This is a genomic window from Methylocaldum gracile, from assembly GCF_053646815.1.
In genome coordinates this window covers 2532494-2552532 of sequence record NZ_CM132196.1, presented here as the reverse complement: position 1 = coordinate 2552532, position 20039 = coordinate 2532494, and the positions used below count along the sequence as shown (strand labels likewise).

Sequence of the window (20039 nt, the reverse complement as noted above, 5' to 3'; positions counted from 1 at the left end):
CCAGCAATTCGTGCATGTACGCGAATCCGTCGTTACTTTTCAAGAATCAGTCATCTGTCGAACGTTCATGGGTGGTAAGGGTTTTAGGCCTCTCGAGTTTGAATCTGCACCATTTAAACCGACACAATACATGTCGGTGGCTATTTCAGGCTCAACCAAGTCGCAACTCGGCCTTGTCACCGCGGTTATCGAGTGTATAGGCAACCAGAAACAAATTCCAGTATTCAATGGATCAGTTAACAATCAATTAAGCGAATCTATTGTCACGATACCAGATAGCTGGTGCGAGACTGACATGGTGCTCAAATTTCGTAGTAGCGAAGGCGGACACTATGCTGGTGTCGGTACGGTTTATGGTATTTCGTTTCTTTCATACCTAAAATCATCATTTATCGGGCGCTTACCCTACTTTATTACCGCGCTCGCTATTTTTTCATTTGTAATGTTCGCTGGAGCTTCTTTTGCAACACGGAAGCTCGCATTAGACCCGCTCCCGCTTGCGTTGATTTCGTTAGGCAGCGCCTCGCTAGGGATGTTTTATCTAGCTAGCAGCATGCCAAACAGTTGGCGGTGGACTAGCATTGTTGTTGTGCTGGCGGCATCAGCAGTCTCTTTGAATTTAGCCGGGCCTGAAGCGCGGCGTCAAACGGCGAGCCAACTGATACCCTATGCGCGAATCTGGGGAGTGTTCAGCCTTGTATATTTTGCAATTTCGAGTTTGGCCTACAACGGGCTCGGGCATTGGGAGCCAAACTACCGCTTCTGGCCCGCAACGTGGTCGTCGGACAACGAGTTGCCTTGGATGTTTGCCGAGGCAATACACCATGGATGGGATCTGAAAGGACTTTTTGGAGGAGACTGGTTGCCGACCGATAGGCCACCTTTAATGGCGGGAGCCCATTTGCTCCTATCAGATGTGTTCGCGCTACTTCAGACCAACAATGATGGCAATTATCTTCTTGGCTCCGCTTACAACGCGGCAGCGGTCGCGCTGAATTCATTTTGGATACCGGCTGTTTGGTGGCTGCTGAGGACGCTTGGCAAGAGGCTGGATGATCGGGGCCGAATGGCTGTTCTGGTATTTGTCGCTTGCATCCCATTCGTTTTATTCAATACAGTCTATGGTTGGCCGAAAGCCTTTGGTGCGGCATTTGCGCTTGTGGCGTTTGGTTTGGCGTGGCAATCATGTAGTCACAGCGCGGTTGAATCTAGCAAATCGGCGATCCTGCTTTTCTTTGCGCTCGGCGCATTCAGCATGTTAGCCCATTCAAGCACCGCGCTTTTCCTTGCACCGGTGGGCTTGCTATTTCTCTTCTGGAATTTGCGCCGCTATACACGCACTATCTTCGTCGGATTTGGAATTGCACTAGCTTTATTTGCCAGTTGGAGCGTATACAAATTGGCTGTATTACCGAGTGCTGACCCTGTAACAAAGTACGCTCTAACGGGTGACTATGGCTTTAAATATCCCGAATTCTCGCTTTGGCAGATGCTGGCTGACCGATACCGTGAAATGGGTTTTGGGCAGTGGCTAGATATCAAAAGCGCCATGCTGCTCCAAGCCTTCTTGCCACTACACCATCCGGTTACGCAAATTGGGTTGAACTCGGATTTTGGTGCCAGCGCAATCGACAAACTTCGTGCCTGGGATTTCATGTTATTGTCCAAAGGCAACATAGCTATCCCGTTATTTGCTATTGTGACCGCATGGGTCTCGCTAATCGCATTACGCAGAAGCGAAGTGCTCCATCATCTTGGACCATTTCTGGTTTTGGCAGGAATTTCGATCGCTGCGTGGTTACTTGTTGTCCTTGGGTTTTTAGTCCCGCCGGTACTGCCTGTCTGGCCACAGGCAGCAGTATTTGGCTTGGCTCTGGGCGGCACGGTCGTTGTTCACCAACGCTATCCTCGACTATTTAGTCTGAGTCTGATTATATTGATGTCCTATACCGGTACAGTCTGGTTTTTTTCGCCTTTACAATCTGCATTGACCATTGATCCAACTGCGGCTTTTGCTCTTGCTGCACTTATTTCTTGGGGATTGGTATCAAAATTGATTCCGATGACATCCAGTCAGAGGCAGTAGAGAACAAGCATGGCAAAGGAAATTTCTTTCGGTTCAGTATTGGGGAACTGTGTACGAATGGGATCCCGCAGAGAATTGGAGACACGGCAGCCTGGTCTTATACAGTGTACCTGCTCGCCGCTTCAGCCTTCCTATTCTGTACACATATAGCGTCCGGCTACATTCATCAGCCACTGGCAAATGTACATGCATTTCGGCAGACGTAAACTGCGCTAACTGCCTATTGGATGGTTAAAGAAGGTTGGACGCTTGCTTACCAAATCCCCGTTGCAGGTTTCCCTTGGGCAATTCCGTTTGAGTTCCCGAGTTCCCAAACTTTGGCTGCGGCTATCGTTGCGGTTTCGAGCTTCGAACTTGAAGCGGCAGCCGGTTTTGTAAGCTCTCTGTTTCTGGTTGCTTGCGCTAAGCCGGCCTTTTGTCATTTGCAAGCCACTGAAACTACTAGCAACTGTACCTGTGGCTGTAGTTGTGAAGTACTCTTGAAACAATCCGAAATGGTTTCGAACTCGAATTAATGGACATTTGCCAGTGACTCGCACGCTTGTAGTCGATCTTGATGGTACCCTCGTCAATTCTGACATGCTGGTGGAGAACCTGTTTTTGTTCCTCCGTCACCATCCTCTGCGACTGTTTTCGCTTCTATTCTGGCTAATGAGAGGTAAAGCACATTTCAAGCGCCGACTAGCGGATGCTGTGCTACCTAATGTGGAGTCGCTCCCTTACAACAGGTCCTTGTTGACATGGTTGCAACGGCAACATGAAGCTGGGTTCAAACTAGTCCTTGCGACCGCATCGGATAAGCGAATTGCCCAAACGGTAGCGGATCATGTCGGTATTTTCGAGGAGGTGTTAGCCACAGAAAGCCAGAATCTTTCTTCCTATCGCAAGCGGGATGTTTTGGTCGGTCGGTTTGGCGAGAACGGTTACGCATACGTTGGCAATTCGTCCGCTGATTTGCCGGTATGGCGCTCAGCCGCTGCGATTCATGTCGCTAACCCAGAGCGTGGTGTACTGTCTGCCGCGAGTAAGCTGGGTGAGATTGGGCAAGTTTTCGACGAGCGACCATCCTACGTTCGTACCGTCACGAAAGCGCTTCGGATCCATCAATGGGCGAAGAACACATTGATATTCGTCCCACTACTCGCCTCACACCGAGTATTGGAGTGGCCGTTGCTGTGGAACGGTTTGGTGGCATTCATTGCCTTTGGGGCTTGTGCTTCCAGCGTTTACTTGTTGAATGATTTATTGGACCTTCCAGATGACCGACAGCATCCGACCAAACGCAATCGCCCTTTGGCAGCAGGCACTTTGCCGATTCTACACGCACTGTTTTTTATACCGATATTGCTGATGGGAGCCTTGGCGTTGGCGTTGTGGCAGTTGCCTGTGCTCTTCGGCATGCTGTTAGGTGGCTATTACCTGCTTACCCTGGCCTACTCTCTATGGCTCAAACGCGTCGTCATGCTCGATGTCGTTGCCTTAGCGATGCTTTACACGATTCGGGTGGTTGCCGGTGCCGCTGCCATGGAACTGGTCGCCACCTTTTGGATCTTGGCCTTCTGCATGTTCATTTTCCTGAGCCTGGCCTTTGTTAAACGCTATACCGAGTTGCACGACGCCCGGAAAAAAGGAAAGAAGGATAAATCTGCCGGGCGGGGCTATTACCCTGCGGATTTCGAGCTGCTGGCGTCGCTGGGAGGGGCATCGGGTTATCTCTCAGTGTTAGTGTTAGCGCTGTATATCAACGAAGCGGCGTCGGCCACACTTTACCGTTCGCCGGAGTGGATGTGGGCGGCTTGCCCGCTGTTACTGTTCTGGCTGAGCCGCGTTTGGTTGTTGGCGCACCGCGGACAGATGCACGATGACCCGATTGTGTTCGCATTGAGAGACAATGTCAGCCGCTGGACAGGTGTGGGATTCCTGACTGTATTTGTCTTGGCTACGTTATGAGTACGCCCCTGCTTTCTTGGGGACGCTACCCCCGTCTGCCGCAGCAGCCGCACCCTGTGAATTGGGCTAGCGAGATAGCTAGCACACTTGCGGGGTGCACATCTTCGGAAAATGACAAACGTCGTGCTTTCACCGGTGGCGCCTTGGCCTATGGCATGGGCCGCAGTTATGGTGATTCTTGTCTAGCGGCATCTAGCAACGTGCTTTCCATGCGCAGCATGGATCGAGTGTTGGTGGCGGATTGGACGGCTGGTGTCATTACTGCTCAGGCTGGGATGACGCTCGATGCGTTGATTCGCATTGCTCTACCGCGCGGTTGGTTCCCGCCGGTGACGCCCGGTACCCGCTTTGTGACCTTAGGCGGCGCAGTTGCGAACGATGTGCATGGAAAGAATCATCATGTGAAAGGTACCTTTGGCTGTCACGTGCGTCGCCTGGTTTTATACCGAAGCGACGAAGGAGTGGTAGCGTGCTCGCCCGAAGAGCATCCCGAGTTATTCGCAGCAACAGTGGGTGGATTAGGTCTTACCGGAATTATTGTCTCTGTCGAGATGCAATTACGCCGGGTGACATCAAGTCAGATTGAGCAACGCAGCATCCGGTTTGGCAACTTGGAAGAGTTTTTTGATCTTTCGCGTCTGCACGATCCGCATCACGAATATAGCGTGGCTTGGATCGATTGTTTAGCTGAAGGCGCACATACTGGCCGTGGACATTACATCGTGGGCAACCATGCTTACGAAGGAGAATTAACGACCGTCCGAAGCAATCCCTTGACAATGCCGTTTGACCCTCCGATATCGCTGGTCAACGCGCTGACCGTGAGAGCGTTCAATACGTTTTATTATTACCGACATAGGGCAAAAGAAATCCAAAGACGCATTGGTTATATTCCTTTCTTTTATCCGCTGGATGGCATTCTTCACTGGAACCGTATGTACGGTAGAAATGGCTTTCAGCAGTTTCAGTGTGTGGTGCCGAGACAGGATGCCCATGAGGTTCTCAGCGCGGTGATGACAGAAATCTCCCGGAGTGGCACGGGCTCGTTCCTAGCCGTACTCAAGCAATTCGGAGACATTTCTTCACCTGGATTGCTCTCCTTTCCAATATCTGGCGTCACGCTGGCACTCGATTTTCCTCAATACGAACCGGCTATTTCCCGTCTCTTCAATAAATTGGATGCTCTGGTGCATGACGCGGGTGGCCGTCTTTACCCGGCTAAGGATGCTCACATGAGCGCCTCCCACTTTCAACAAGCCTATCCAGCTTGGCAGCGGGTGGAAGCCCTGCGCGACCCACAGCTATTATCCCGATTTTGGAAACGAGTAACATAATGACACAAAGCATTCTGATCGTTGGCGCTACCTCCGGCATCGCCGAGGCTGTGGCGCGTATTTATGCAGGTCGAGGTGCCCGGCTTTTTTTGGTGGCGCGCAATGCCGAAAAACTGAATGTAATAGCCAGCGACTTGTCTGTGCGCGGTGCAAGTGACATAGCAACCTACGTCATGGATGCCAATGACACTGTAAGCCTACCCGAAATGCTGGATACAGCATGGCGCAGATTTTCACGTATTGACGCGGTTTTGATCGCCTACGGCACGTTGCCAGATCAGGTTCGTTGCGAAACTGACATCAATTATGCCGTTCGCGAATTTAGAACCAATGCTGAAAGCATAATCTCTTGCTTAGCAAGTCTGGCGATCCGATTTGAGAAGCAGGGCGATGGGGTAATCGCGGTTATAGGTTCGGTAGCGGGCGATCGTGGCCGGGCGAGTAACTACCTGTATGGTGCGGCCAAGGCGGCAATCGATACCTTTGCTAGCGGCTTGCGCAGCCGCCTACTCAAGTCCGGCGTGCATGTTTTGACTATCAAGCCAGGTTTTGTTGATACGCCAATGACCCGAGGACTCCCTCTGCCCTCGATTTTGCTCGCGCCAGCGAAAAAAGTGGCAGTCGACATCGTACGTGCAATCGAAAAAAAGCGGGACGTCCTTTATACACCTTGGTTCTGGCAGTTCATCATGCTAATCATCCTACATATACCGAATCTAGTGCTTAAGCGGATAAAGTTGTGAGAATGATGAAACAAACACGCGTCATTCTAGCCGGCGGTGCCGGCCTAGTTGGGCAAAATCTTGTTGCCCGCCTGAAGATTAAGGGATACGACAACATCGTTGTACTAGATAAGCACCGTACCAATTTGAATGTTTTGAAAAAAATTCAGCCAGAAGTTACCGCAGAGTTTGCTGACTTAGCCGAACCGGGAGTTTGGCATCGCCATTTCGAAGGGGCTGATGTTGTAGTCATGTTGCAAGCTCAAATTAGCGGCCAGGAGTATCAGGAGTTTGTGCGTAACAACGTAGATTCGACTCAAGAGGTTCTTAACGCGATCAAGTCTCATCGAGTGCCTTACTTAGTTCATATCAGTTCTTCGGTAGTCGAATCAGTAGTTAATGACTTTTATACCAACACCAAGAAATATCAGGAGAAATTGGTGTTGGAAAGTGGCATCCCTTGTTCGGTATTGCGCCCGACTTTGATGTTTGGGTGGTTTGATCGCAAGCACTTGGGCTGGCTGTCTCGTTTTATGCAAAAGACCCCAGTTTTCCCGATACCCGGGCATGGCCGTTATATGAGGCAACCTCTGTATGTAGGCGACTTTTGTAACATCATAATCAGGTGCATCGAAAACCAGGCAAACGGCATTTATAATATATCTGGTCACGAAAAGATCGATTATATTGACATCATTCACGAAATAAAGCGTGCCACCAGTGCAAAAACTGTAATCACCAAAATTCCATATAGGTTGTTTTATGCCCTGCTTTGGACCTGGGGAGTCTTCGATAAGAATCCTCCATTTACTACTCAACAGTTGTCGGCATTGATCGCCAAAGATGAGTTTGAGGTGATCGATTGGCCCGGCATTTTCGGTGTACCCTACACGCCTTTTTCGAAGGCACTCGATGAGACCTTTAATGACCCGATTTACAGTAAAGTGGTCCTAGAGTTTTGAGTATGGGCGAACGTATTGCGGTACTTGGCGCTGGCCCGATGGGCTTGGCTGCTGCTTATCAATTGGTGCTCGATGGGCATCAGCCTGTCGTTTTCGAGGCAGATGACCGAATTGGCGGCATGACCGCCACATTCGATTTTGACGGGCTTCCTATCGAGCGTTATTACCACTTCCATTGCATTTCTGATAGTGCATTTCTTCAGGTTTTGGATGAGTTAGAGCTGTCTAGCAAAATGCACTGGGTCGAGACCAAAATGGGCTATTGGTTTCAAGGCCACGTTCAGCCTTGGGGTAATCCGATTGCTTTGTTGAAATTTCAGGGTCTGGGATGGCGTGCAAAAGTACGCTACGGACTTCACGCTTTCTGGTCAACCAAACGCAACGATTGGCGGCCTCTGGACAAGGTTGAGGCAACCGGTTGGATCAAACGTTGGGTGGGCATAGAAGCATATGAGGTTTTGTGGCGTCGATTGTTCGATTATAAGTTTTACGACTTTGCGGAAGGTTTATCGGCTGCTTGGATATGGAGCCGCATCCGCAGAATCGGTCGTTCACGCTACGATCTGTTTCGAGAAAAACTGGGATATCTGGAAGGCGGATCCGAAACCCTTCTGCAAGCGTTGAAGGCTGCTATCGAGACGCGTGGTGGTGAAATAAGGTTGAAGTCGCCAATTACAAAAGTTGCAATTGAGTCAGGGAAGGTTAAAGGCATCGAAACTAATGGTGTATTCCATGCCTTTGACAAAGTGATAAGTACTGTTCCCTTGCCTTATGTGCCTAAATTGATGCCGGACTTGCCGGTGGAGATTTTGCAGGCTTTTCAATCAGTCAAGAATATTGCAGTCGTCTGTGTAATTGCCAAATTACGGAAGCCCGTAACCGACAATTTCTGGCTTAATACAAACGATCCTGAAATGGATATTCCAGGTTTAGTGGAATACAGCAATCTGCGTCCTCTTGATCATCACGTAATATACGTGCCGTTCTACATGCCCGGCGAAAATCCTAAGTTCAGCGAACCAGATCAGGTATTTCTGGAAAAGGTGAAACGCTATTTAAAGAAAATCAACCAAAGTCTGTCCGATGACGATTTCTTATGCTTGGTCGCCAGCCGATATCGATATGCCCAGCCGATTTGTGAGCCAGGCTATTTGGACAAGTTGCCGCCTGTTGCTCTCCCCATCAACGGTTTATGGGTAGCCGATACTTCTTACTACTATCCTGAAGATCGGGGCATTTCCGAAAGTATAGATTTCGGTCGGAACATTGCCAATCTAGTGAAGAGCAATTTAACTTAAAGTTCTTATTTAATATTTACCATGGATCAGCGGTCGAAACTTCTTCAAGACGAATACGAGAAGAGATTTACCTCTAATACTCAATATAGAGATTCTGTCTGGAAAGTTTTATGCAATGATTTTTTTTCTCGATATATAAGTAACCAATCAGTCTTGCTCGATCTTGGCGCAGGTTGGGGGGAATTTTCAAAAAATATCCAAGCCGGCCAGAAATTCGCAATGGATTTGAATCCAGAATGCGGTCGTCGGATCGACGGATATGCAAAATTTTTGCACCAAGACTGTGCCACTACTTGGCCTTTAGGCAATGAATCTCTTGATGTCGTATTCACGAGTAATTTCTTGGAACATCTTCCGAGTAAATCGGCTATTGAAGCGACTCTTGATGAAGCTTTCCGGTGCTTAAAAAAAGACGGTATTATTATTTGTCTCGGCCCAAATATCCGTTATGTGCTAGGGAGTTATTGGGATTACTGGGATCACTATATCCCAATTACCGATAGCTCGATGGCTGAAGTCCTTAAATTACGTGGGTTCGCTATCAAAGAGGTAGTTCCAAGATTTTTGCCTTATACGATGTCGGGAGGATTGAATCCACCTTTGATTGCATTAAAGATGTATTTACATATGCGTTTTATTTGGCCGGTCTTTGGCAAGCAGTTTTTTATCGTTGCTTATAAGCAATAAAAGGACAAGAAAAAGCAACTGATGCGGCAGTTTATTTATTTCTTGATATCAGGTGGTTTAGCTGCTTTGTTAAATTGGTCATCACGTTTTCTATTTTCAATCTGGATCCCTTTTGAAGCGTCCATTGTGGCGGCTTTTTTTGTAGGCTTAGGTTCTGGGTTCTTACTGATGCGTCTTTACGTATTTGGTGGAGAGAAAAAACCGGTCCTACCACAAATAACAAAGTACGTTCTAATAAATATGCTAGCACTAGCCCAAACACTGGCCATCAGTGTGTTGCTTGCTCGGTGGATGTTACCTGCAATGGGTGTTATGGAGCATGTTGAAAGTTCGGCACATTTAGCTGGTGTATTGTTTCCTGTAATAACCAGCTATTTCGGACACAAGTTACTAACCTTTCGATAATCGATGTTAATATAGGTCACATATGACGACAACATTGGTTACCGTCATTGTTGTTAATTGGAACGGAAGCTTTTTATTGGATCAATGTCTCGCGCATCTATCACGGCAATCAGTTCAACCAAAGCGTATTTTAGTCATCGATAACGGGAGTACGGATGGCTCGGCGGAGCGTGCGGAATTGGTGCCGGGCGTTATAGTTAGGCGACTTGGTTTCAATCTTGGTTTCGCTGCAGCAAATAACCGTGGCTTCGAAGAATGTGATACTGAGTTTGTGGCTCTGCTTAATCCGGATGCTTTCCCTGAGCCTGACTGGCTGGCACGATTGGTCAACGCGGCACAGTCTCACCCGAGAGTAGCAGTTTTCGGTTCGCGACAGATGGTGCACGGAATGACCGGAATACTCGACGGAAAGGGAGATGTCTATCACTTCTCCGGGTTAGTCTGGCGAGACGGCCACGGTCGTTTTCTAGGCGAGGCCGACAATATCGCCGAAGAATCTTTTTCTCCGTGCGCAGCCGCGGCTCTATATCGGCGACAGGCTTTGGTTGATGTTGGCGGATTTGACGAAGATTACTTCTGCTACGTGGAAGACGTGGACTTAGGTTTTCGGCTGCGTCTTGCGGGACACAAAGCTATGTATGTTCCGAATGCAGTGGTTCATCATGTGGGCTCAGCAACCACAGGTGGACAGCATAGCGACTTTTCTGTCTATCACGGCCATCGCAATCTGGTTTGGACCTTTGTTAAAAACATGCCAGGTGCACTGTTTTGGCTCCTCTTACCTATGCATGTGCTGCTGAACCTTGTCACAGTAGTGTGGTTCACGGCTCGCGGGCAAGGCCGGGTAATTCTCCGCGCCAAGTGGCATGCTATCAAAGGGTTGCCTCAAGCTTGGGCGAAGCGCAAGAAAATCCAAGTTAGCCGAGTCGCCACTGTTCGGGAAATTTGGCGTGTGTTGGATAAGCGTCTTATTCCCAGCCGCCGTGGTCGCTGAGCGGAACGGAAAAATCAAGATACTCGTCCGAAGAATCCGGTGTCGCTGGAAAGCTCACGTTCTAAGTCTGGTGGGCGTCTCTGCCGAGTCCGTATGCCGACCTTCTTGGGTCTCGCTACTCGCGGCGTCAATTGCCCACTCTGCGGGTCTTATGAAGAGCCGCCCTAGCCGGGCGGCGTGATATCCCAGCAACCAATGCAGGCGCATGCCACCGATTGACAGGCGCCTCTTGCGCGCCTAAGTTTTGGCCTATCCGCTCCTGTGGAGGACCGTCATGAATGTCAATGCCGAATCGTTTCCGCGCCGTCACCGGATCACCGTCGAGGACTACCATCGCATGGGCGAAGCCGGCATTTTTTCCGAAGATGACCGGGTAGAGCTCATCGAGGGGGAAGTCATCGATATGGCGCCGATTGGCAGCAAACATGCAAATACCGTAGACGAATTTGTTCAGCTGATCGCAAGACAATTAAAAAAAAAGGGACGTCTACGTGTGCAAAATCCCGTATTGCTTAACGATGGGAGTGAGCCTCAGCCGGATCTCGCAATTGTGGCTAATCGCAGTTACTCCGCTGCTCACCCGAGTCCAGAGGACATCCTGCTCCTGATCGAAGTCGCGGATACGTCCCTCGAATACGACCGCTCGGTCAAGATTCCGCTGTACGGCCGCCACGGTATTCCGGAAGTCTGGTTGGTCGATCTCGAAAGCCGGACGGTCGAGGTGTTCCGTGAACCGTCGGCGGAGGGCTACCGCGCGCCGCAACGGCACGGCGCGGGCGAGCACCTAAAACCTCTGGCGCTGCCGGAAATCGATGTGGATCTCACGGAGGTGCTGGATTGACCGTAGGGTCGGCTGTCTCAAGCGATGTGTTGATGGGCATGCTGGCGCTTCGCCCATCCTACTACTGTCTCAATTTTTTAGGCGGATCGAGGCCGTCAAGTCTTCGTCGGCAAGGGATTGCCGACCTACGATCTTCCTTTTCGACACGAACAGGTAAACCGGGGTGAAAAACGCTCTAATCCAATGCCCGGTTGAGCGAGGTCTGGGTTGAACGAGACGGCGGGCTCGACAAGGCGTCCGGTGACGTATTTGTGAAGTATGCTGGCCATCAATGTCTGATAGGGATTCCCTCTTCCGCGGCATTAGCTTGAACATCTTCAAGGTCACGGGATGAGATACGTATATTGACGCGCTTGTCCGTGGCAAGCGAAGCGAAGGTAGTCGATGCATAGCGCGATTTCCTCCTTGAGATTGGGCACGGATCGCCACTCGTCCCTTTCGAAGAAAGCCAGAATCTCTTCTTCGAGTTTGCTTTCTTTATCCACTTCAAATGTCCTCTGTCAGATATTTGCGGGTCGCTTTCTGATGCACGCGTTCTGCGAAGTCGCAACGACTGGGCAGGGGTATCTCCGAGGATGAAGTCTTACTTTCGAGGGTGAATGCTGCAGGTTAATCCGTCGACGGTGGGCGTAATATCGCGGGGTTCCACCGGATGGAGAAAGCCGGGCGAGACAGTCCAACGATGGCCATCGTCGGTCACCACGGTTACGCTTTTCTTATTGTAGCGTACCAGCGTTCCCGTAATACGGCGAAAGTCGTCGGTATCGAAGCAGACGCGGGCGCCGATCGAGAACTTCAGCATGGTGGCGTGCGCCCGCATCTGCTGGAGAAAGCGCAGGCGCTCGACGATCCGGCGGTTGAGGTCGATGAGTTCGGCCTCGGTGAACTGATCAATGTCTATGGTCATGGAGGGTTACGGGATTCGGTGTGAAGCGACGGTTCTGAGGTTTGGGGTTGCCACCACCAGGGTAATCATTCGTCGAGTTGCCGATGAGGCCCGTAGGCAACCGGATCAGGATATCCCTCATATCGGCTCTGCAGAAAATTACGCTTAGGGAAACTCTGGACAAGCTGATGCCGTTGCCGTTCATGGTTCGACAGGCCCACTACAAACGGAATCAACGCTTTACCGTTCGTCCTGAACCCGTCGAAGGACCTGAGCAGAACTTCCTCAAAAATACGGAGCAAAACATGACCGCTCAACGCAAAGCTTCGTCCGGCGTTGTTGCGAACAACACCTGTTCCGACCAGCGCAGCAGGGTATCGCCGTCGGCCTGCTCGATGAGTCGACGATGTTTCTTGCTGAGTGGACCGAATTTGCGGGTCATCAGACGAAGCAACAATTCAGCCTGTCCTTCCTGTCTGCCTTCTTGTCTTCCTTCCTGTCTGCCTTCCTGTCTGCCTTCTTGTCTTCCTTCCTGTCTTCCAATAAACAATCCTTGCTGCCGACCTTGTTCGATGTAACGGTCTATAAAAGTGGGCATATAGTCCTCCAGGTTGGCAATGTCGGTGAGCAATTCGCGAATGTCGTTTTCTTCCAATATTGGATTCGCTTGCACATAGTAGCGCAATACTACTTCCAACATTTCAAGAGTGGTATCTCGATTCAGGATTTCCCGAACTAGGGGAAGAATGCCTGCCAGCGCCTGCTTCGGATTCGGGTCGAAGATGTGCTTGAGAGCGAGGAGCACCAGGCGGCTCAGCACCGCGTCGCGGACTTTCGCCGGTTCCGGCAGGGTAAGGTCGCACAGCTCGTAGTGGAAATCCGGCACATAGAACGCTAAGTCTTCGTCCAGCACGCCGAACAGGGCATGGAAACGGTCCGGTATCTGCCAGCGCTGCTGGCCATGATAAAGCACCAGCGGCACGATAGGCGGCAGATACTCGCCGGGCTTTTGCTTACGGTGCAGCTCCCAAATACGCACTTGATAACGCAGCAATTGGAGGGCCACCCAGGTGTCCGAATGACTTTTGTGCTCTACCAGCAGATAAATCTTGATTTCCCGATTGCGATGGCGGGCGCTGTACAGCAGGTCGGAAAAATGATGACGCAGGGCTTTTTCCACGAAGCTGTCCTTAGCGATGGCGAGACTCGCCCAATCGATGCGGTCCGCAACGGCCGTGGGCAGATAGTTCCGCAAAAAGCCCTCCGCCACGTCGCGACGGGAGAAGGTTTCGCGGAAAAAACGGTCATGTGGATCGGTAAGGGGCTGGGCCATGGGGCGGTATTATAGCGCTCGCGCGGAATGGTGCTCAGACCCCATGCGCGACGCTTTAATCGCGATCCTTCCGAGCCACATTGGTCGCCAAAGGATTGCTGACCTACGGCTGTTTGAACCAGTAACGATCCACCGGCAAAGCCGGTGGCTTTCGACGGCTGACCCTTCGAAGGGGCCTGACCGCCGTCGGATAAAAGCCATCTCGTCACCCCGGCAGGGAAGGGTGGCTTCGGTGCTCCAATCGCAAACGGTCATCCCAGGAGCGCTGGGATGACCCTTCCAATCGCAAACGGCCTGGCCGGGAGCGCCGGCCACGCCCTTCCCGAAGACACCGTTTGCGATTGGAGTGCCGGGGTCCAGTGACCACGGATGGTTTCGACCATTCACAATCCCTGTGAACTGGATTCATGCCGGGCGATCCTGCCCGGCACCCTTCGGGCGCGATGCGTGCAAACCGGCCTCGCCACGCTACGCCGTCCCGCTTCGCTCGCGAGTCCGGGGCAGTCCTTCCCTGGCCTGCCCGCTCGCCGCATTGCGCCTCGCCCTGCCGATTTGTCCGGCACAAATTTGCCAGGAGCAAATTTGGACGTGCGGAGCACGGTCCGTAGGACGAACCCCAGGGATGGGGTGAGCAATCCCTGCCGGAATGACGGCTTAACTTAATGGCATTGCGGCAGAGCCGGGGGTTTTCCCGCGATAAATAAGCCCTCACCCAACCATATCCCAACGGGAGAGGGTTCTTTCGGAGCTTTCCCCAACGCACTTCGGTCTTCTTCCTCGATAGACGTGTTTCAGGCGTTACACTACCTTTACAAATCTGATAAATGCAAACTCCGCCCCGCCTTCCTCTTACCAATTTAGATGGAGACCCTTCATGTTTCGTCGATCGGCGCTGTTGCTCCTTCCGCTTCTGCTGTTCACGGTCATCGCCCTAGCCGATCCGCTCCCGGCGGATTCGGTCCCCGACTCTCTCAAACCCTGGACCGACTGGGTCTTGCGCGGCCACGAGAATCGATTTTGCCCACAAGTACAAGGCAACCCGGAGGAACGGCGCTGCATTTGGCCGACGAGTCTCGAATTGGTTTTGGACGATCATGCCGGCCGGTTCGCGTTGAAGGCTCGCGTTTACGCGGAGAGCTGGTTGCCGCTTCCGGGCGGTGTCGAGCATTGGCCGCAACAGGTGGAGGTGGATGGAAAACCGGCCGTTGTCGCAACGGTCGAAAATAGCCCCGGAATCCGCCTCACTCCGGGAGAGCACTCCGTCAAGGGCAGCTTTGTTTGGGACCGCCTGCCGGAAAATCTCGCGGTGCCCACCGACACCGGCATCATTTCTTTGATCGTCAAGGGGCAATCCGTCCCCTTCCCTGCCTTCAACCAACAGGGACAGTTGTGGATCTACAGCGAGGCGTCTGACGATACGGGGCCATCGGCGAGAGCCGAGACCGTCGACGTGCAGGTTTACCGGCGGATCATGGACAACACCCCGCTGCGCGTGGTGACGCATATCGATCTTGATGTGTCCGGCAGACAGCGCGAGATCGTTCTCGATGGGGCTCTGCCGCCCGATTCGATTCCCGCGCAGGTTTCATCTCCCCTGCCCGCCCGCCTTGAGCCCGACGGCAAGCTGCGTTTGCAGCTTCGTCCTGGCCATTGGAGCGTACAACTCGGCGCCCGCTTTCCGGGGCCGGTCGAGTCGCTTCGCCGGCCGCCGGGCGTCGAGCCCTGGCCTACGGAGGAAATCTGGGTTTTCGACGCTCGGCCGCAATTGCGCGTGGTCGAAATCGAGGGCGTTCCCGCCATCGATCCGCGCCAAACCAATCTTCCGGATGAATGGAAGTCGCTTCCTGCCTACCGGATGGAATCCGGCGCCACGATGAATCTTAAGCTCATCCGGCGCGGCGATCCGGAACCGGAACCCGACAGCCTTACCTTGCAGCGGCGCATCTGGCTGGATTTCGATGGAGGCGGCTATACGGTGAACGACGCGATCGGCGGACGTATGACCCGAGATTGGCGGCTGAACGTTCGGCCGGGCGTCGATCTCGGCCGGGTCGCCATCGACGGCGAGCCGCAATCGATCACGCGCGAGGACGAAACCGGCGCGGTCGGCGTCGAAGTCCGGCGCGGGGCGGTCGATCTTTCCGCCGACAGCCGGATCGACGGAATCCGAACGCTCTCGGCGACCGGCTGGAACAAGGATTTCCGAAGCGTGAGTGCCGAACTCAATCTTCCTCCTGGATGGCGTTTATTCGCCGCGACCGGCGTGGATCACGCACCGGGCACCTGGGTCGCGGAATGGACGCTGCTCGATCTGTTCGTGGTGCTTATCACGGCCATGGCGGTAGCGCGATTGTGGTCCTGGCCGTATGCCGCCTTTACGCTGGTTGCCCTGGCGCTCCTCTGGCACGAGCCGGGCGCGCCGCGTTACGTCTGGCTCAACATTCTGGCGGCGGCGGCCTTGCTGATGGTTTTGCCGGAAGGAAAGATCGCTTCGGCCGTTCGTATTTATCGGAATCTGGCCGTGCTGGCACTGGTCCTGATCGCCATCCCTTTCATGGTCGATCAGGCCCGGTTCGCGCTTTACCCGCAACTGGAGCAGCCCTGGATCGCGATGGCGTCGGCAACTGCCCCTTCCGAGTTTCGGAGGCAGGCGGAAGAGCCCGTCGAAGCGCCGCAAACCATGGAATCGTACGCACCCCGGCCGAAGCTTTATGAGCGAGGTGCGCCTCCGGCCGCTCCGTCGCAGGCGGACCTGGGCGGCAGAGCTTTCAAGGAGACCGATCCCAATGCGATCACCCAAACCGGTCCGGGTCTCCCGGAATGGCAGTGGAAATCGATTCCGCTCGGCTGGAGCGGTCCCGTTCTCCGCAGTCAGGAAATCGGCCTCGTGCTGCTCTCACCGGCGGTCAATTTGCTGCTGAACTTTCTGCGTATTGCGGTGTTGATTGCCTTGGCCTTGCTGTTCCTGGGCGGACGGCCACGTTTTCGTCCCTTTGCCCCCCATGCGGCCATGCCGCTGTTATTGCTCCCATTGCTTTTGTTCATACCGGATGCCAAGGCGGATTTTCCCGATCCGGCTTTGCTGGAGGAACTGAAGACGCGCCTGCTCGCGCCTCCGGATTGCCTGCCGCAATGCGCCGAGATCCCGCTGCTCAAAATCGAAGCCAAGGGCTCGCAGTTGCGGCAAACCCTGGAAGTCCACGCTCAGGAGCTGATCGCCCTGCCCTTGCCGGTAAACGCCGCGCAATGGACGCCCTCCAAAGTCGAGGTCGACAACGTGCCGGCGGACGGTTTGTTCCGCAACCGGGATGGCGCGCTCTGGCTGGCCCTGAAGCCGGGCCGTCATGTCGTCACGCTTTCCGGAATCTTGCCCTCGCGCGATCAGATGCAAATCCCTCTGCCCCTCAAGCCACGGCGAGTAGAAGCCTCGGGCGAAGGCTGGCGGATCGAAGGCATTCGCGAAAACGGCGTTCCTGACGTTCAATTGCAGCTCGTGCGGGTCTCGAACGGCGACCGGCCCGCGGATGCACTGCCGGCGCTGGAATCCAGGCCTTTGCCGCCGTTTTTGGAGGTCGAGCGCACGCTCAAGATCGGCTTGGACTGGCGCGTGGTCACGGTGGTGCGCCGCGCTTCGCCGCCGGATCGTCCGGTGGTCGTCGGCATTCCGCTCATCGAGGGAGAGTCGGTCGTCACGCCGGGACTGCAAGTCGACGACGGCAAGGTAATGGTCAATCTATTGCCGGGTCAGCATGCAATGAGTTGGGAGTCCGTTCTGGCGAAAAGGCCCGCGATCGGTCTCAGGGCTCCGGATACCACCGAGTGGATCGAGATCTGGCGCGCAGACATCAGCCCGATCTGGCACATGCGTCCCGAAGGACTCGTGGTCATCCACCACCAGGACGCGGAAGGCAACTGGCTGCCGGAATGGCGTCCTTGGCCCGGCGAATCCGTTACGCTTCACTTGACTAGGCCTCAAGGCGTACCCGGCAATACGCTGACCATAGACCGCAGCCGGTTGGAATTGAATCCAGGGCTGCATGCCACGGACGCCACCCTGACGCTTAGCCTGCGAAGCTCGCAGGGCGGGCAGCATACGGTAAAACTTCCCGAGAATGCCGAACTTCAATCCGTGACCATCGACGGCGCGATGCAGCCGGTCCGGCAGCAAGAACGGCTGGTTTCGCTGCCGATTCATCCGGGTGAACAGACCGCGACTCTGGTGTGGCGCGACGGAACCGGGATTCGTAGCCGTCTGGTCTCCCCCGAAATCGATCTCGGCGCCCCCAGTGTGAACAGCGCGATTACCTTTTCGCTGGGACACGACCGTTGGGTGCTGTTGGTGGGCGGGCCCCGTCTCGGCCCGGCGGTGTTGTTCTGGGGCGTGCTCATCGTGATCCTATTGCTTTCGGTGGCATTGGGAAAACTGCCGTTGACGCCGGTCAAGGCTTGGCAATGGTTTCTGCTGTTGATCGGCCTCAGCCAGATTCCGGTGGTCGGCGGCATCGTCGTGGCCGGCTGGCTGCTGGCCTTGGGATGGCGGGCGAGCGCCGGACAAAGACTGGACGATACCCGATTCAACCTGCTCCAAGTCGCACTCGCCGTTCTGACCTTGGCCGCCCTCTCTCTTTTGCTGGAGGCGGTTCGGCATGGACTGCTGGGGTTGCCGGACATGCAAATCGCGGGCAACGGCTCCGGTCCGTACGAGTTGAACTGGTATCAGGACCGCAGCGGCCCGACGCTTCCCCGTCCCTGGATCGTGTCGGCGCCCCTCTGGGTTTATCGCATGCTGATGCTGGCCTGGGCCTTGTGGCTGGCCTATGCGCTGCTGGATTGGTTGCGCTGGGGATGGAATTGCTATGCCTCGGGAGGCTTATGGCGCCCGCGGAAAAAGAAGGAAAAAGCCGAGCCGGCGAAGCTGGGGGAACCGGGACAGCCTGGTTGATACAGCTATTTGCCTATGGTTCCGAGTTGCCGGGAACGGGGCTGAAACCTTAGAGCGTTTTTCACCGCCATATAGCGGCGTGGAATTGGTCTGATTCGTAGGTTGGCAATCCTTTGCGGACCATCTTGTCGGGAAAGGATTCCCGACCTACTTCGAACGGTTACGCTGGGTCCTAAACTCCTGTTTGGGACCCCATATCTTGAAGCTAGAGCTTCTGAGGTAGGGCTCCGCAGCGAGAGCTTGGGAGCCAGGAAAGACCGGGGTTTCGTAGGGTGGGTTAGGCGCACTCCGGCGTCGACCGGCCGTGGATCACGGCGCTTCGCGTGCGCCGTAACCCACCGGAGCAACGTTCGATGGCCTTGCCGCTTCGCTTTGGTGGGTTACGGTGCGCGCCTGACTCGCCGAGCGACACGCGGATGGATGGACGCGCACCTAACCCACCCTACGATCGGCAGGCAGGTTTCGGGACGTCCGTCTTAGCGGACGCATTACGAACCTTCTTCACCATGCCATTGCCCCCGCGGACAGTTGGCAACCCCGCCCGGCCCCTTTCGGTCATAGTGTCCACCGCCAGCCAGAAACGCTTCAGGATCGCGTTTCTTTCCATCATGATTTCGTGGCGTGCTCCTTTCAATAGCTGCAGCCGTCCGTTCGGCAGTCGGCGCGCGAAGCGTTTGGCCGCGTCGGCATCGACGATCCGGTCGTCGTCGCCGATCAGGATGGTCACCGGCACGTCGATGGACTCGGGGATTCCGCGAGCATTGAGCTTGGCGATCGAGGCGAATGCCGAACGTACCCAGCGATACGTCGCGCCGCGGCGCTCCAGCAGCGGATTGGATTTGACGAGTTCCGGCAAAACCCGGAAGCGTTCGGGATCGCTGGTCAGGGCATTGCCTTCAAACCGCCGCAATGACGGGAGATGATGCCGTTCCCCGGGGGCCTGTAAGTCCGCGAATCCCATGCCGGCGACGGCGCCGACCAGTATGGGCGCGAACCAGCGCGGCCAGCCCTTGGTTTTGAGGTCGATCATGGGCGCGCAAAGCAGTGCGCCGTCGACTTTCAAGCGCCGTTCGGCCATGAACCGCAAGGCGACATGCCCGCCGGTGGAATGGGCGATGACATATCGGTTGGCTTCCGGAACGCACCACACTTCCCGGATGAACAAGGCGATGTCTTCCAGATAATCGTCGAAGGATGTCACGTCGACTTTTTTCCGACCTTTCGAGAAGCGGTCCGACATCCCCTGTCCGTGCCAGTCGAACGAATAAACATAAAGGCCCCTGGCGGTAAGGCCTTCGACGATTTCGCGATATTTCTCCAGACATTCGGCACGGCCCTGAAGCAGCAGCACGGATCCCCGTTTCAACGCATGGGCGGGGCGAGCGATACCGTAGCGGATGGTCGCTCCCTCGGCCGTCCGCAAATTCCCGACGAAGTCGAATGGCGTGGCGAACGGAAACGTACGCGTTGATCGCTTCGCCGGATGGGCAACGAATAAAGGTGGCTCTCCGTAGGAAGGAAATGATGTCGTGGCCACGATGATTCTTCCGCTGTTCGAGTGTCAAACTAGTGTTAAGGTAAAAGCCTGCCACAAGCCTG

At 54.2% G+C, this 20039-nt stretch carries 15 protein-coding genes; 11 read left to right on the top strand and 4 right to left on the bottom strand.

The features are described 5' to 3' along the window. Nucleotides 1-130 precede the first annotated feature (130 nt). The 10 genes from ACWJJK_RS11230 to ACWJJK_RS11185 all read left to right on the top strand — a co-directional run bounded on the left by ACWJJK_RS11230 (nt 131) and on the right by ACWJJK_RS11185 (nt 11279). A complete protein-coding gene (locus tag ACWJJK_RS11230; protein ID WP_454129019.1) occupies nt 131-2086 on the top strand; it encodes a hypothetical protein in 1956 nt (651 codons plus the stop codon). 528 nt (nt 2087-2614) lie between these two features. Next, nucleotides 2615-4036: a UbiA family prenyltransferase gene (locus ACWJJK_RS11225; RefSeq protein ID WP_086133376.1), complete on the top strand. Its 1422-nt coding sequence runs from the start codon at nt 2615-2617 to the stop codon at nt 4034-4036. Next, a complete protein-coding gene (locus ACWJJK_RS11220) occupies nt 4033-5370 on the top strand; it encodes an FAD-binding protein (protein WP_454129018.1) in 1338 nt (445 codons plus the stop codon). The genes ACWJJK_RS11225 and ACWJJK_RS11220 overlap by 4 nt, the downstream gene beginning before the upstream one ends. Then, nucleotides 5370-6113 (top strand): SDR family oxidoreductase, encoded by a 744-nt coding sequence (locus tag ACWJJK_RS11215; protein WP_086133378.1) that lies wholly within the window; start codon nt 5370-5372, stop codon nt 6111-6113. The genes ACWJJK_RS11220 and ACWJJK_RS11215 overlap by 1 nt, the downstream gene beginning before the upstream one ends. A 2-nt stretch (nt 6114-6115) precedes the next feature. Then, the gene (locus ACWJJK_RS11210; RefSeq protein WP_454129017.1) at nt 6116-7054 is read left to right on the top strand and encodes an NAD-dependent epimerase/dehydratase family protein; all 939 of its coding nucleotides are present in this window, start codon (nt 6116-6118) and stop codon (nt 7052-7054) included. 2 nt (nt 7055-7056) lie between these two features. Continuing rightward, nucleotides 7057-8352, top strand: coding sequence for an NAD(P)/FAD-dependent oxidoreductase (locus ACWJJK_RS11205; protein ID WP_454129016.1), 1296 nt, complete (start codon nt 7057-7059; stop codon nt 8350-8352). A 21-nt stretch (nt 8353-8373) separates the two neighbouring features. Then, a complete protein-coding gene (locus tag ACWJJK_RS11200; RefSeq protein WP_454129015.1) occupies nt 8374-9039 on the top strand; it encodes a class I SAM-dependent methyltransferase in 666 nt (221 codons plus the stop codon). 21 nt (nt 9040-9060) lie between these two features. Next, nucleotides 9061-9444 (top strand): GtrA family protein, encoded by a 384-nt coding sequence (locus tag ACWJJK_RS11195; RefSeq protein ID WP_454129014.1) that lies wholly within the window; start codon nt 9061-9063, stop codon nt 9442-9444. A gap of 22 nt (nt 9445-9466) precedes the next feature. Then, nucleotides 9467-10438: a glycosyltransferase family 2 protein gene (locus ACWJJK_RS11190; RefSeq protein WP_454129013.1), complete on the top strand. Its 972-nt coding sequence runs from the start codon at nt 9467-9469 to the stop codon at nt 10436-10438. 274 nt (nt 10439-10712) lie between these two features. Beyond that, on the top strand, nt 10713-11279 hold the full coding sequence (locus ACWJJK_RS11185; RefSeq protein WP_086133382.1) for a Uma2 family endonuclease: 567 nt from the start codon (nt 10713-10715) through the stop codon (nt 11277-11279). A gap of 323 nt (nt 11280-11602) precedes the next feature. Here ACWJJK_RS11185 and ACWJJK_RS11180 read toward each other — a convergent pair whose 3' ends face one another. The 3 genes from ACWJJK_RS11180 to ACWJJK_RS11170 form a co-directional block, all read right to left on the bottom strand. Continuing rightward, nucleotides 11603-11764: a hypothetical protein gene (locus ACWJJK_RS11180; RefSeq protein WP_454129012.1), complete on the bottom strand. Its 162-nt coding sequence runs from the start codon at nt 11762-11764 to the stop codon at nt 11603-11605. Between the two features lie 98 nt (nt 11765-11862). After that, the gene (locus tag ACWJJK_RS11175; protein ID WP_077732274.1) at nt 11863-12186 is read right to left on the bottom strand and encodes a hypothetical protein; all 324 of its coding nucleotides are present in this window, start codon (nt 12184-12186) and stop codon (nt 11863-11865) included. 292 nt (nt 12187-12478) lie between these two features. Beyond that, the gene (locus ACWJJK_RS11170) at nt 12479-13498 is read right to left on the bottom strand and encodes an Rpn family recombination-promoting nuclease/putative transposase (RefSeq protein WP_077732273.1); all 1020 of its coding nucleotides are present in this window, start codon (nt 13496-13498) and stop codon (nt 12479-12481) included. Between the two features lie 874 nt (nt 13499-14372). Here ACWJJK_RS11170 and ACWJJK_RS11165 point away from each other — a divergent pair. Next, entirely contained in the window at nt 14373-18440 is a 4068-nt protein-coding gene (locus ACWJJK_RS11165; protein WP_454129011.1) for a hypothetical protein, read from the top strand. 442 nt (nt 18441-18882) lie between these two features. On the opposite strand, the gene ACWJJK_RS11160 is transcribed toward ACWJJK_RS11165, so the two are convergent. Next, complete coding sequence (locus tag ACWJJK_RS11160; RefSeq protein ID WP_210023962.1) at nt 18883-19977, bottom strand: alpha/beta fold hydrolase; 1095 nt, start codon at nt 19975-19977, stop codon at nt 18883-18885. Nucleotides 19978-20039 lie beyond the last annotated feature (62 nt).

Bases quoted from the DNA above. Each gene is read 5' to 3' on its own strand.
- ACWJJK_RS11195 (WP_454129014.1), top strand. From the start codon at position 9,061: ATGCGGCAGTTTATTTATTTCTTGATATCAGGTGGTTTAGCTGCTTTG.
- ACWJJK_RS11190 (WP_454129013.1), top strand. From the start codon at position 9,467: ATGACGACAACATTGGTTACCGTCATTGTTGTTAATTGGAACGGAAGC.
- ACWJJK_RS11215 (WP_086133378.1), top strand. From the start codon at position 5,370: ATGACACAAAGCATTCTGATCGTTGGCGCTACCTCCGGCATCGCCGAG.
- ACWJJK_RS11200 (WP_454129015.1), top strand. From the start codon at position 8,374: ATGGATCAGCGGTCGAAACTTCTTCAAGACGAATACGAGAAGAGATTT.
- ACWJJK_RS11205 (WP_454129016.1), top strand. From the start codon at position 7,057: ATGGGCGAACGTATTGCGGTACTTGGCGCTGGCCCGATGGGCTTGGCT.
- ACWJJK_RS11185 (WP_086133382.1), top strand. From the start codon at position 10,713: ATGAATGTCAATGCCGAATCGTTTCCGCGCCGTCACCGGATCACCGTC.
- ACWJJK_RS11175 (WP_077732274.1), bottom strand. From the start codon at position 12,186: ATGACCATAGACATTGATCAGTTCACCGAGGCCGAACTCATCGACCTC.
- ACWJJK_RS11165 (WP_454129011.1), top strand. From the start codon at position 14,373: ATGTTTCGTCGATCGGCGCTGTTGCTCCTTCCGCTTCTGCTGTTCACG.
- ACWJJK_RS11220 (WP_454129018.1), top strand. From the start codon at position 4,033: ATGAGTACGCCCCTGCTTTCTTGGGGACGCTACCCCCGTCTGCCGCAG.
- ACWJJK_RS11170 (WP_077732273.1), bottom strand. From the start codon at position 13,498: ATGGCCCAGCCCCTTACCGATCCACATGACCGTTTTTTCCGCGAAACC.
- ACWJJK_RS11210 (WP_454129017.1), top strand. From the start codon at position 6,116: ATGATGAAACAAACACGCGTCATTCTAGCCGGCGGTGCCGGCCTAGTT.
- ACWJJK_RS11230 (WP_454129019.1), top strand. From the start codon at position 131: ATGTCGGTGGCTATTTCAGGCTCAACCAAGTCGCAACTCGGCCTTGTC.